General features: G+C 38.7%; 11 protein-coding genes. 8 read left to right on the top strand and 3 right to left on the bottom strand.

Annotated features, from left to right (window positions below):
- Position 1: 1 nt before the first annotated feature.
- Complete coding sequence (locus AC3B6Y_RS02685) at positions 2 to 472, bottom strand: nucleoside 2-deoxyribosyltransferase (RefSeq protein ID WP_489758157.1); 471 nt, start codon at positions 470 to 472, stop codon at positions 2 to 4.
- 103 nt (positions 473 to 575) lie between these two features.
- On the opposite strand from AC3B6Y_RS02685, the gene AC3B6Y_RS02680 reads away from it, so the two are divergent.
- From AC3B6Y_RS02680 to glpO, 5 genes are all read left to right on the top strand, one after another.
- On the top strand, positions 576 to 1,433 hold the full coding sequence (locus tag AC3B6Y_RS02680) for an RluA family pseudouridine synthase (protein WP_489775149.1): 858 nt from the start codon (positions 576 to 578) through the stop codon (positions 1,431 to 1,433).
- A 69-nt stretch (positions 1,434 to 1,502) separates the two neighbouring features.
- The gene (locus AC3B6Y_RS02675) at positions 1,503 to 2,858 is read left to right on the top strand and encodes a PTS sugar transporter subunit IIC (protein WP_489758159.1); all 1,356 of its coding nucleotides are present in this window, start codon (positions 1,503 to 1,505) and stop codon (positions 2,856 to 2,858) included.
- A gap of 5 nt (positions 2,859 to 2,863) precedes the next feature.
- Positions 2,864 to 3,037, top strand: coding sequence for a hypothetical protein (locus tag AC3B6Y_RS02670; protein ID WP_489758160.1), 174 nt, complete (start codon positions 2,864 to 2,866; stop codon positions 3,035 to 3,037).
- A gap of 213 nt (positions 3,038 to 3,250) precedes the next feature.
- Positions 3,251 to 3,676 carry a DUF3284 domain-containing protein gene (locus AC3B6Y_RS02665; RefSeq protein WP_489758161.1) on the top strand — a complete coding sequence of 142 codons (426 nt, stop codon included), beginning with the start codon at positions 3,251 to 3,253 and terminating at the stop codon, positions 3,674 to 3,676.
- Between the two features lie 247 nt (positions 3,677 to 3,923).
- Positions 3,924 to 5,780, top strand: a complete 1,857-nt coding sequence (gene glpO, locus AC3B6Y_RS02660) for a type 1 glycerol-3-phosphate oxidase (protein WP_489758162.1) — start codon at positions 3,924 to 3,926, stop codon at positions 5,778 to 5,780.
- Between the two features lie 253 nt (positions 5,781 to 6,033).
- Here the strand turns inward: glpO and AC3B6Y_RS02655 are convergent, their stop codons facing one another.
- Positions 6,034 to 7,638: a hypothetical protein gene (locus tag AC3B6Y_RS02655; protein WP_489791289.1), complete on the bottom strand. Its 1,605-nt coding sequence runs from the start codon at positions 7,636 to 7,638 to the stop codon at positions 6,034 to 6,036.
- Between the two features lie 303 nt (positions 7,639 to 7,941).
- Positions 7,942 to 9,048, bottom strand: a complete 1,107-nt coding sequence (locus tag AC3B6Y_RS02650; protein ID WP_489758164.1) for an SLC13 family permease — start codon at positions 9,046 to 9,048, stop codon at positions 7,942 to 7,944.
- Positions 9,049 to 9,408: 360 nt separating this feature from the next.
- Here AC3B6Y_RS02650 and alsS point away from each other — a divergent pair, with 360 nt between their 5' ends.
- The 3 genes from alsS to AC3B6Y_RS02635 all read left to right on the top strand — a co-directional run bounded on the left by alsS (position 9,409) and on the right by AC3B6Y_RS02635 (position 12,737).
- A complete protein-coding gene (alsS, locus tag AC3B6Y_RS02645; protein ID WP_489791288.1) occupies positions 9,409 to 11,082 on the top strand; it encodes an acetolactate synthase AlsS in 1,674 nt (557 codons plus the stop codon).
- Between the two features lie 307 nt (positions 11,083 to 11,389).
- A complete protein-coding gene (gene budA / locus AC3B6Y_RS02640; protein WP_489758166.1) occupies positions 11,390 to 12,097 on the top strand; it encodes an acetolactate decarboxylase in 708 nt (235 codons plus the stop codon).
- Positions 12,098 to 12,185: 88 nt separating this feature from the next.
- Positions 12,186 to 12,737, top strand: a complete 552-nt coding sequence (locus tag AC3B6Y_RS02635) for a LemA family protein (RefSeq protein WP_489791287.1) — start codon at positions 12,186 to 12,188, stop codon at positions 12,735 to 12,737.

Here is a 12,737-nt window from a genome sequence, read left to right as displayed (position 1 = left end):
GTTAAATAACTTCACCCTCGTATAATTTAGTAGGTAATAGATTGAAGTCATAAGATTTTAATTCATCAACGTTAGTCAAGTATGCTTTAATCCCTTTGACTAACATCAAATTGAGACCTTCTTTTTGCACATCATCTTCGCATACTAGGATGACGGGCTTATGAATAGCTTTCATATAACCCATTTCCCAAGCGGTTCCCGTATCTGGATCACTGTTATCCCAAGAAACGACGGCAATATCCGCTAAGTTCATAGCTGTGATATCATTTTGATAGGTCTCATTAGCCCATTCGTAACTACCAAAAATGCCTTCTGGATCGTGGTCGACACTGGCACCTTTGTATTGATGGTCGCGGGGACTATGCAAATAGCCCACGGTTGCATTTTGTTTTAAGGCTGCTTCGACGCGATCTAACAAGGCAATTTGTTTGGGGGTAAAAAAGCCACCAGCAAGATAAATGTGTTTTTGCATGAGAAGATCTCCTTTATTATTAATTGTCTTTGTTATAATTTTAATCTAAAGACCAACTAATTCCTAGTCTTTTCAGGATGAATTTTAAATATCGGGTGAAAGAATGTACATTAAATTTACTAATCAGCAACAGCAGTTAACTTTAAAAAAATTTTTACAGCAGCAAGGCATTAGTCATCGTCTTTACCAAAAGTTGAAACAACAACCAGACAGTTTCTTGGTTAATCAGCAAAGGGTGTTAGGCAACTACCTGGTGCAACCCCAAGAGCAAGTGCAAATTAAGCTACCGACGGAAGTTGACGATCCCCAAGTAGCAACGAGCTACCGACCGCTAACTATTATCTATGAAGATGATAATTTTATGGTGGTTAATAAGCCCCAGAATTTGAGTTCGGTCCCAGGTCCCAGTAATCGGGAAGATACTTTAGTTAATCGCATTAAAGGACACCTGAAACAAGAACATTCTGCTTATTTAGTACCGCACTTAATTACGCGTTTAGATTTTGACACCCAAGGTTTAGTCTTGGTGGCTAAGCATTTGCTGGCTAATAGCTTGGCTAATCAATTAGTGGCCCAACATCAAATTACTAAGTATTATTACGCGTTGGTTGCTGGCAATTTAGAGCAAGATCATGCGGTGATCAATCAACCAATTGGGCAAGTTCCGGGCCAAATTGCTCGGCAAGTGCTACCTGATGGTAAAGCAGCCGTGACAGAATATTGGGTTTTGCAGCGTTTTTTGGACAAGACTTTAGTTAAAGTGCAATTGCATACGGGACGCACCCATCAGATTCGCGTGCATTTTGCCAGCTTGCAGCATCCACTACTAGGCGACCATTTATATCAGGGCCCCTTAGATCAAGGTTTTCAACATCAGGCCTTACAGGCGTATTATTTACAATTTTTTGATCCGCTTGCGCAATTACAGCGCACCTTTGAATTGGAAAATTGTTTAATTTAAGTTATCAGTTGGTGAATACTAAGTAATCAAGTATACTAGTAAGTAAAAGTGTTTGATGGAGGATTTTTGATGGATGCGTTAGTGAAATGGCTTAATAAATATTTAGTACCAATTGCTGCCAAAATTGGTTCCATTCGCTGGTTAGTGGCGTTACGTGATGCTTTTATTGCAATTATGCCCGCCACGATGGCTGGGGCAATTGCCACAATTTTGAATGTTTTTGTGCGGGATATTCCCCAACAAATGCATCTCAATAGTTTTGTCAAAGCAATGGAGCCCATTATTGGGATTAATACACAGGTGTGGACTGGTTCCTTAGCCATTCTTGGTTTGATTTTTGCGTTTACCTTTGGTTATCAAATGGCAATTCAGTATAAGGTCGAACCGATTACTGGAGGTATTGTGACGCTGGGAACCTTTTTAATGACGTTGCCGCAAACCTTTACTTTACCGCTCAAAAAAGCGTTAAGTGCTGCTGATGTGCATACAATTACTCAAGCAGGAGCAACTGTCAGCAAAAACACGATCAGTGGTCCAGGGTATTTTAATTTTAATTCTTACTTTGGGGCGACCGGCTTCTTTACCGTGATGATCATGGGGGGCGTTGCCATTGCCGTTTATATTTGGCTCATGAAAAAAAATATTACGATTAAGTTACCGGACTCTGTCCCGCCCGCTATTGCGTCTGCTTTTACGGGTATTATTCCGGCAGCGGCCGCTTTATATGTTTCGGGAATTGTCACATATTTAGTCACTAAATTAAGCTCACTGACTTTAATTGAAATTATTTCGAAAACCATTCAAGAACCGTTATTGAACTTGTCGCAAGGTTACGGAGCCGTTTTATTAATGACTATTTTGGTTCAAGTCTTTTGGTTCTTTGGCTTGCACGGAACGAATGTTTTAGGACCGGTGTTAGATTCTATTTGGTTTACTGCGCAGGTCGCTAATATCAACGCTTTTGCCCAGCACAAAGCTTTGCCATATTTTTGGACACGAAATTCCTTTGATTTGTATGCGTGGATTGGTGGTGCTGGTTCGACATTACTATTATTGATTGCCATTTTGATTTTTAGTAAGCGAGATGATCAGCGTGCAGTTGCAAAAATGGCGATTGCGCCTGGCTTTTTCAATGTGAATGAACCAGTGATGTTTGGCTTACCTGTGGTCTTAGATCCAATTTACTTTATTCCATTTGTTTTAGCACCAGTGGTCATGGTCAGCACTTCTTATTTTGCATTATCTCAAGGTTGGGTTTCGCCCGTTAAATCACAGATTGTCTGGTCAATGCCGCCGATTATTAATTCGTTAATTGCCACATTAGATTGGCGAGCACCAATTTTACAGATTATCAATGCTTTCATTGCCTTTATTATTTATGTACCATTTGTGAAAGCTGCTAATAAGATTAAACCGCAGGATTAAAAATAATGAAGCATAAACAAAATCGAACGTTGTTTGCTATCAGTGGTGGTTTGCTGATTATTGTTGTGAGTCCACTTTTGCGTTCTTATTCAGAATTTTTTTATTACATGTTTTTATTAGCCGGGGTCGTTTTAGTCTTTTCCAATACGTATCTCTGGTGGAAAAATCGGAAGCATTAACACTACGGCTAAAGGGGCAATGATTGTTTGTACTGTTGAATTGTGAAGCGTCATTGTTCGCAGCTTATGAAATTGCACTCCCAAAGTCAGCAAATTGCGTTTAGCTACAACTAAGAACTTAAGTTAAGAACCAACTTAATCACTTAGTCTAGGTTAGCTTCCAGCTTTGAAGCGGCATTGTTCGCAGCTTGTATCTTTAAAAGGGGTTTTATTATGAAAATGACACTGGACTTTGCTGTTCCGGCACAATATTTATTTGAACAGCTAACTAATTCGGTTTTATATGATATTAAACAGCAAACTGGCAAGAATGTTAAACCACGACAATTGCCTAACTTTAAGTTTGACAAAACCTTTAATAATCAAGTTACAGGACACTTTCAAATAACAAAATATCAACCTGATCAAGATTATGCCTATCAATTAAAAACGAGTAAGAACACTTATCAAGTTAGTTATCATTTGACACCGTTAGATGCAGACAATGTTAAGTTTGAATATCAAGAAATCATTCAAGCAAAGACTAAGACTGGTGATGCTAATAACAACTTATTACAGTTTTTAATTGGCTGGCAACGTAAAAAACGCTTTAAAAAAATGCGCCAACAGATTGTTCAACAGTACCAAGCTAGTCATTAATTAATGGAGAACGATAGCTTTCGCAAATAATCGTCAAACTTTTTAGTAAAGTTGGATGATTATTTTTTTATGAACACTAATTTATGAATTTAACTTAAAGAAGTGTAAAAATCTGTTGCAATTATGCGAATTGTTGCTTAAATTAATTGATGATAATTGTTATTTTTACTAAATTTGAGTAAGATTAAATTATACTGATTGTCGATTGTAATAACAAAGATAATTAAATATTATGGGGGATATTGGGGTGGATTTTTCATATAAAACACGAACAAATATTATCCAAAATTTACAAACTTCGGAATTAGACTTGTTAATTGTTGGTGGCGGTATCATTGGTGCGGGTGTGGCTTTGCAAGCAGCGGCTAGTGGTGCAAAAGTTGGCCTGATTGATATGCAAGATTTTGCAGCAGGAACGAGTTCCCGTTCTACCAAATTGGTTCACGGTGGCATTCGTTACTTAAAGAATTTTGAAATTGGTGTTGTGTCAGATATTGTCTCAGAACGACAAATTGTGCAACATATTGCGCCACATATTCCACGGCCATTTCCAATGTTGATGCCGATTTATGACTCTAAAGAATCAACTTTTAATATGCAAAATATTAAAGTTGCGATGAATCTTTATGATCAATTTGCGGGAATTATTGGGGGACAATATGCTAATAAGTTGTTAACGCGCGATGAAGTATTACAACGCGATCCCTATCTCAAAGCTGAAGGTCTTCAAGGTGGCGGTATTTATTTAGACTTTGTGAATAATGACTCACGCTTAGTAATTGAAAATATTAAAGGGGCCGTCGAACTGGGGGCACTAGCTGCTAGTAATGTCAAAGTAGAACAAATTACGCATAATGACTTAGGTGTGGTTAATGGCGTTATTGCCAAAGATTTATTGACAGATGAGACCGTTAAGATTCGCTCTAAGTTATTGTTAAATGCTACAGGTCCGTGGTCGTCTAAATTTATTGGCCTTGATGACAAAAATGGTTTAGGCCAGATTATTCGTCCCACTAAGGGCGTCCATTTAGTTGTGGATCATCATCGCTTACCGGTGTCCCAACCCACTTACTCAGATTCGGGTGAAGGTGACGGGCGCATGTTATTTGTAGTACCGCGTGAAGGCAAGACTTATTTTGGGACTACAGATACCGACTATTATGGCGATTACCAGCACCCCAAAGTTGAGCAAGAAGATGTTGATTATTTATTGCGCGCCATTAATAATCGCTTTCCAACTCTGCACATTACGTTAAATGATATTGAAGCTAGTTGGGTGGGGTTACGGCCACTGTTGGAGTCCAATGGGAGCTCTGATTATAATGGTGGAACTTCCAATATGGGTAAAATTACGGACGAAAGTTTCAATTTATTAGTTGAGATTATTGATGATTATAATCGAGGGTTTGCCAAACGGCGTGATGTGGAAAAAGTTATCAGTAGTTTGGAAACTACGAATGCGGAATCTCAGCTCAATAACGATCAAATTTCACGCGGTTCTTCGTTAGATGTGGGTGATGATGGTTTAATTAGTTTGGCCGGTGGTAAAATTACCGATTATCGAAAAATGGCAGCGGGCGCCATGGCAAAAATTCGGCAAGGTTTAGCCAATAATTTTAATGTTCAACTAAAAGATATTGATTCAACCAAATTACAGGTTTCTGGGGGCCACTTTGATCCGAATCGTGTACAGCAAGCGTTGGATTACTATCAACAATTATTTATTCGAAAAGGCATTAATCAAACGGAAGCCAAAGAATTAGCTAATTTATATGGTTCTAATTCGAATCAAGTGGCCGCTTATATTGGCAAGATTTCGCCAGCTCCGGGTTTAACCTTAGCAGATACGATTAGCTTACATTACGCCATCGACCATGAGATGGTGCTGACCCCTGTTGATTATTTGGCTCGGCGCACGACTTACTTATTATTCCATCAAGATCGTTTAGCACCGAAAAAGCAAGCCTTTGTTGACGAAATGGCGCATGTTTTACACTGGTCGACCACGCAAAAGAAACATCAAGAACAAACCTTAGAACGATTAATTTCCCAAACGCGGTTAGATTATTTAAAAACAGATTCAGCAATGAATAATATAAATTAAATATTTTTATATATTATGATATTTAATGGCTTGAAATAGTTAAAGCGAGCAATTGACTACACATTAAACAAAAATTATTATATAATTCTGTTATGCTAAGTAAAATTAGCACAACAAAACAGCAGGCAGTAGAAAAACTCCTTGATTTTCTCCCTTTCTTAAAAAAGATTGTCAAACCTCAATTGTCTGCTGAATTGTTTTGAAAAAGGACTAGTGCAATACTAGTCCTTTTTTGCTTAGTTGAAATTGTCGGTTAGTTCAGAAGTTCATGCTGGTTGTGCTTCTTTTTGTAGGTAGCGGCCCACCAACCAGCCATGATTAATCCTAAGCTACCCATAAAGGCTAAGATATTAGCCCACCGCTCTAACCAAGTTGGTTGGTAAATAATTTGGAGCTGGTTGTGACGCGAGGTGGTGTGAATTAAAAACGTTCCACGGCGTGAAATACGATACTTGATAGCATGCCCATTATTCAATACTTGATAATTAGGACCGTTGACTAAGAAGGGAAGGTCAAACGTATTAGTAGTTTGTTTGGTATTTAATTGATACGTCATTTGGTTAAGCCCCGGTTGTCCTTGAAAATAACACTTTTGGTGATTGATATAGCCAGTTGCCTCTGACAATTCATTAATATAAGGGCGGGCTTGTTTGGGATAGTAGTCGACTTTCGCATTTTGAACTCCAACGGTGATGGGGTGCGCAAAAGTGGTTTGTGTTAAGTTGAGCTCATGCCAATCTTTGCGATAATTAACGACTTCAACTAAAGCTAGGAAAGTCAGCATTACACTTAAAATAACTGTCCAACTCATGAATAGTTTTTGCAGTGGCAGGGGCTTAATTAAAGTTAAAAATTGGCCCAATAAGAAGCTCGCTAATAACGTATAAAATGGTCCAAAGCGAAAGGCAAACTGGATTACTGTGACGGGTGTGTGGTTGAACCAAGACCAGGGAAATGCTGGTGTTTGTAACCATAAAGTAACGAAGAGCATAATTGCTAGAATGGTAGTGGTGGCGGAATACTTGCGGTAGTGAATGAGAAAATAGCCGCTCGCTAGGAGTCCGCCGAGTAATAACATTAAGCCCACAGTATGTGGGGTAAAAGTGCGATTTTTTAATAAAGTCGTCAATTGGTCTGACCAACTGGACACCAAAACGTGGTTGAGTTGATAGTTAGTCGGCTGAAGTTTGGAAGGCATCAAATATGTGTGTTGCAGCACGGGCGCCCAGTAACCAAAACTCACGACGAGTGTCGCGGCACTAATTTGCAACCAATGCCAGATCAGTTGCCGCCGGTGTTGATCCAAAATTAATTGGACTATTAAGACCAAGCCCACTAATACACTAGCTAAAACAGCTGTTAATAAGTGCGTGTACAATAAGCCACTGAAGGCAATAATGGTTTGAGTGCGGCCCCCTTTTTTGTGTGCCACTTTGATGACGCCGACTAATAAAAGCGGTAAAAAAGTCATTGCTAAGAATTCACCAATACCAAAATGAGCATAAATGGCTGCCATGCGGTAAAACGAAAAAGTATACAGTAAAGCAGTGGTGATACTTTGGGACCGCTTTTTAGTTAATGAATAAACAGCGTAGTCAGTGATTATTAACGTGAGCAAGTTGACTAAACCTAAATAAAGATATAGGGCCAGAAGATCGTTATGAATTAACTTCATTAAGATAATGAGTGGGTATAAAAATTGTGTTGGATAAAATAAATTAACCAAAGAACCAATGCCAGCAAAAGTATGGGTGGTGATGTAAGGAAAAGCACCAAGTTTAGTTTGGGCTAATTCACTAATGCGTTCAATGTGAAATTGTAAGTCACTACTCCAAATAAAATTATGATAACAGTACATATATTCAAATAAACCAGAAAGTATTAAATAGAGGAGCCCCAGACTGCAGTTTTTCCAGAAGTTATTGGTTTTCATGATTGTTTAATTCCTATCCCTTTATGATAGCTTCATCATAATATATTTATTTACGAATGATAAACCAATTAGATAGAAAAATTAATATTTTTGGAGCATTGTAAAATAATAGGTTGTGACTAAAGTTGCTTGAAGGTTGAGTGCAATCAAACACAAGCGGCTGACTTGGAAAACACTATAAAAAAATGTTCGTATCAAATACGAACATTTTTAAGAAGAATTTTTATATCATTGAATTTTGACTAAAAGCCAACCGACGAATCCTAAAATAACTAATAAGAGCACATTAATTTTTAAAGAGACACCCAAAAAGTGTGTGGCTTCTGTTTTGTGGGTGAAAAAGGAATATTGTTTGTACGATAATAAATTAGCCATGGAAGCAATAATCGTTCCTAGCCCCCCAATATTCGATCCTAAAAAGAGCGCGTGAATATGGTGTGTAAATTTAGCTACTAGAATAGTCGTAGGAACATTACTGATTGCTTGACTTAAACCCAACGAAGTCCAATAAGTGGAGGTCGGACTGGCTACTAAATTGTTAATTACTTTGGCGACAATCGGGAAGCGACTGATGTTGCCGACAGCGATAAAGAAACAAACGAAAACTAAGATAGTAGCGTAGTCAACTCTTTTTAAAGTTTGCGGGCTGACGATTAAAGCAAAAATAACAGCGGCAATTGTCGTCCACCAAACCGGAATCACTTTAAAGATTCCCAAAAAAATAAACGCAGTTAAGACTAAAGTTGCCGTTAATTTACCTAGTTGAATTTCAAAGGGCGTAATTTGAACGTCCATCGGTTCCGGTTTAGTTAAAAGATAAGCAACAATGACTAAGATGATTAATTCAATCAGCATGAGGGGTGTGGAAACGCGAAAGAAATGACCCGCTGTCAAATTGAAATGGGAAAGTAAAAAGAGATTGTGGGTGTTACCAAACGGAGTAAACGAACTACCCAGATTGGCAGCCACGGTAATCATTGTCATAGTTAGCGCCCGACTTAGAGGAACGTCGGAAGCAATTTTAAAGAATAGCGGTGCTAGAATTAAGATGGTGACATCGTTAGTAATGAACATGGCGCCAAAAAAAGCCAGCAAGACTAATGCTTCCATTAGCTGCCGGGAGTTTTTGGCTTTGACAGTTAAGTGCGTTGACAAGAACTGCAATAACCCGATATGTTCTAAAATTTGGACGAGAATCATCATTGATAATAGTGAAAAGATTGTATGAAAATTAATGTCCGCTAATTGTGGTTTACTAACTAAAGTGGATAAAACAGCTACCGTGGCTGCTATCCATAACATCTTATCCATAAAAATATTTTTGAGAACGGCCATGTATAAACCTTCTTATCTACGGATTGGATCATTAACTTGAAACCATTAATATTGTACTTTAATTAGCAAGCAGAATAAAGAGAAAACTTTATGGTAGCGCTTGTAATTGGAAGAAATTCAACCAATACGTAATTAAAAGGGGAATTTGCTGAATTATTTGACTCTTTAGTTAGGTTATTGTACCAGGGTGATTTGATTTTTGCCGTGCTAGCCAGAAGAAAAGTTTAAGTAATTTGGCTGTAATAATTCTACGACAGTTCAAAGCTCATGCAAAATTATCATGGCTTTTCATCATTCGTTTCATAATAATTAAGAAAACGGTATAATATGCTTATTCTTTTATTGGAGGATTATGATTTTATGACGGAAAAGTCCGCAGCAACAGCCATTGTTGAAACAATGATTGAGTATCAGATTGACTATGTGTTTGGAATTCCCGGTGCCAAAATTGATCGGCTCTTCGAAGAACTAGAACACAATGAAAATGTTCATAAGCCTAAATTAATCGTGGCGCGTCATGAACAAAATGCTGCCTTTATGGCGGCAGCAATTGGGCGCTTAACAGGCAAACCCGGGGTGGTATTAGTAACATCAGGCCCCGGAGTTGCCAATTTAGCCACAGGTTTAGTTACCGCTACGGCGGAAGGTGATCCGGTAATTGCTTTAGGTGGTCAAGTTCCGCGGGATGATTTAGCGCGGTTAACACATCAGAGTATTCCTAATCAATCTATTTTGGCACCTGTGACCAAGAATAGCGTTGAAGTTCAAGATCCTAATAATCTGTCTGAAGCTTTTGCAAACGCTTATCAAGAAGCGACCGATACCAAAAACGGTGCGGTATTTATTTCAATTCCCCAAGATGTGATTAATGAAAATGTGACGCGGCCAATTATGAAGCGCCATCCGACAGTAGAGCAAGGGGTTTTAACTGCCGATAAATTACAGGCAGTAGTTCTGGCCATCAAACAAGCTAAAATGCCCGTGATTTTGGCCGGCATGCGCGCTTCGCAACAAAAGGTCACGCAAGCTTTACGTAATCTTTTACGACATACCCCGTTACCTGTTGTTGAAACTTTTCAAGGTGCAGGGATCATTTCCCGTGACTTAGAGAATTTATATTTTGGTCGGGTGGGGCTCTTTCGCAATCAAACTGGCGATATCTTATTAAAGCAAGCAGATTTGGTGATTGCCATTGGCTATGACCCGATTGAATATGAGGCTCGTAATTGGAATCAAGATCGCCAAGGTCAAGTCATTAATTTAGATAATGTCGTCCCTGAATTGACCCAAGATTACCAACCTGATTTAATTTTGCAAGGCAACTTAGCGGCGACGCTTCAAGAATTGACTACGTTGTTAGCAGATTATCAATTGTCAGCAGAGACTAAGGAACATTTGCAAGCTATCAAGCAGGAATATGATCAAAAAGATGTTCCTAACGTTTCAGCTCAAACTACGGGAGTTCAAGATCCGTTGGCCATTGTGCAAGAATTACAAAAACACGTTGATGATTCAATGGTTGTGACAGTCGATGTTGGTAGTCATTATATCTGGATGGCCCGGCATTTTCGTAGTTATGAACCACGGCATTTATTATTTAGTAACGGGATGCAAACCTTAGGTGTAGCCTTACCTTGGGCCATTAGCGCCGCGTTATTAGACCCAAAGCGTAAAGTGGTGTCTGTAGCTGGTGATGGTGGATTCTTGTTTTCTAGTCAAGAATTGGAAACGGCGGTGCGCTTACACGCTAATATTGTGCAATTAGTGTGGGTAGATGGTTATTATGATATGGTGCGTTTTCAAGAGCAGTCTAAATATGGCCGCGATGCGGGTGTGCAATTTGGTCCTGTTGATTTTGTCCAATATGCGCAAAGTTTCGGGGCTGCTGGTTTACGTGTTGATCAAGATCATAGTTTGGCAGCTGTCTTAGATCAAGCATTTAAAATGTCTGGGCCAGTCGTCGTTGAGATTCCGGTCGATTATAGTCGTAATTCTAGTTTGAACCAGGCATTGTTACCTGATCAATTCCATTAATAATTACTGCTACAAATGCTGGTTAAAAGTCGAGGACTAACCTAGGATAAACAATTAAGGCAGTTTGAGACTTGAGTTTTTGGTTGTAGTTAAACGCAGGCTTTTGGTTTTTGGAACGCTAAATAAAATACTGTGACAAAAGCGGTTAGCAGTTGAGTATAGCTTAGAATAAGTACTTAAGTTTTGTTTTTTAAGCTTAGGTACTTATTCGTAGCTAGACGCAAACTACTGCTTTTGGAACGCTAAATAAAATACTGTGACCAATAGTTTAAAAATTGAGCGATTAAATTAATAGGAGGTAAAAAGGATGAATGATGTTTTATATCAACATGGCACACTAGCTTTATTAGTACCAGGTTTGTTAAAAGGAACTTTAACAATCAAAGAATTGCTGCAACACGGTGATACTGGGATTGGTACTGGTGAAGGTTTAGATGGTGAATTAGTCATCTTAGACGGGACTCCTTACCAAGTCGATGGGCAAGGACAAGTTAATATTGTGTCAGGCGATTTTACGGTGCCATTTGCGACAGTGCATCAAGCTGATTTTCAGCCATTAGTAAATTTAGAACAGTTACCAGCTGCCGCAGTTTATCAACAAATTGCCCAACAAACGCAATCCGCCAATATCTTTTATGCGGTGAAATTAACCGGTGTGTTTCAACAAATGAAGACTCGCACAGTTGTGAAAGCACAAGAGCCTTATCATACTTTAGTGGAAGCATCGCAAAAGCAAAGTGTTTTTGAAGCACAAAATATTGCCGGCACTTTAATTAGCTATTATTCACCCCAAGTCTTTGATGGAGCCAGCGTCGCTGGTTTTCATAGTCATTTTTTGGCGGCTGATCATTCGCTGGGAGGGCATGTTTTGGACTTTACCCTGCAACAAGGCCAGGCTTTATGGCAACCATTTGCGACTTTGCAACAACATTTGCCAGTTACTGATTCAGCTTACATGCAGCATGATTTCACTAAGGATCGAGTTACCGAAGCTATTGATCAAGCTGAACGCTAGGCCATAATTTTGTTGATTAGCATGAGCGGACTTGAGTGTTGTAGTTATTCACGGTAAAATTAAGTCAAAATAATAAGGGAGTAAATTTATGTCAACCACGTTAATTATTATCTTAATTGTTATAGTTTTAGTTGTGGTCTATGCCTTGCTATATAACGGCTTAGTGCAAAAAAGAAACCAAGCTCAAGAGTTTCAAAGTCAAATTGCCGTGCAATTAAAGCGGCGCACAGACTTAATTCCTAATTTAATCGAAACTGTTAAAGGCTATGCACAACATGAAAAGCAAACTTTGACTGAAATTGTTAATTTGCGAAACTCGGTAATGAATGCTGATTCATTACAAGAAAAAGTAGACGCCGACAGCAAGTTAACGACTGCCCTGGGACCGATTATGGCCTTAGCTGAAAATTATCCGGATTTAAAAGCTAATCAAGAATTTGGAAAATTAATGGAAGAGTTAACCAATACTGAAAACAAAGTTGCTTATGCCCGCCAAGCTTACAATAGTTCAGTCCAGTATTACAATACGGCAACGCAGACTTTTCCACGGAATTTAGTAGCGAAGTTACATCACTTCTTGCCGATGGAATATTTACAAATTCCCGAAGCTGAGCAAGCAGTTCCTCAAGTCAAATTTTAA

The organism is Bombilactobacillus sp. ESL1092, from assembly GCF_058107465.1.
Note: the sequence above shows the minus strand (reverse complement) of the source record. Positions and strands in the feature narration are given on the sequence as shown.

Coding starts and splice junctions, on each gene's coding strand:
- AC3B6Y_RS02685 (WP_489758157.1), bottom strand. CDS start 472: ATGCAAAAACACATTTATCTTGCTGGTGGCTTTTTTACCCCCAAACAA.
- AC3B6Y_RS02635 (WP_489791287.1), top strand. CDS start 12,186: ATGTCAACCACGTTAATTATTATCTTAATTGTTATAGTTTTAGTTGTG.
- AC3B6Y_RS02680 (WP_489775149.1), top strand. CDS start 576: ATGTACATTAAATTTACTAATCAGCAACAGCAGTTAACTTTAAAAAAA.
- AC3B6Y_RS02650 (WP_489758164.1), bottom strand. CDS start 9,048: ATGGCCGTTCTCAAAAATATTTTTATGGATAAGATGTTATGGATAGCA.
- AC3B6Y_RS02675 (WP_489758159.1), top strand. CDS start 1,503: ATGGATGCGTTAGTGAAATGGCTTAATAAATATTTAGTACCAATTGCT.
- AC3B6Y_RS02665 (WP_489758161.1), top strand. CDS start 3,251: ATGAAAATGACACTGGACTTTGCTGTTCCGGCACAATATTTATTTGAA.
- budA (WP_489758166.1), top strand. CDS start 11,390: ATGAATGATGTTTTATATCAACATGGCACACTAGCTTTATTAGTACCA.
- alsS (WP_489791288.1), top strand. CDS start 9,409: ATGACGGAAAAGTCCGCAGCAACAGCCATTGTTGAAACAATGATTGAG.
- AC3B6Y_RS02670 (WP_489758160.1), top strand. CDS start 2,864: ATGAAGCATAAACAAAATCGAACGTTGTTTGCTATCAGTGGTGGTTTG.
- AC3B6Y_RS02655 (WP_489791289.1), bottom strand. CDS start 7,638: ATGTACTGTTATCATAATTTTATTTGGAGTAGTGACTTACAATTTCAC.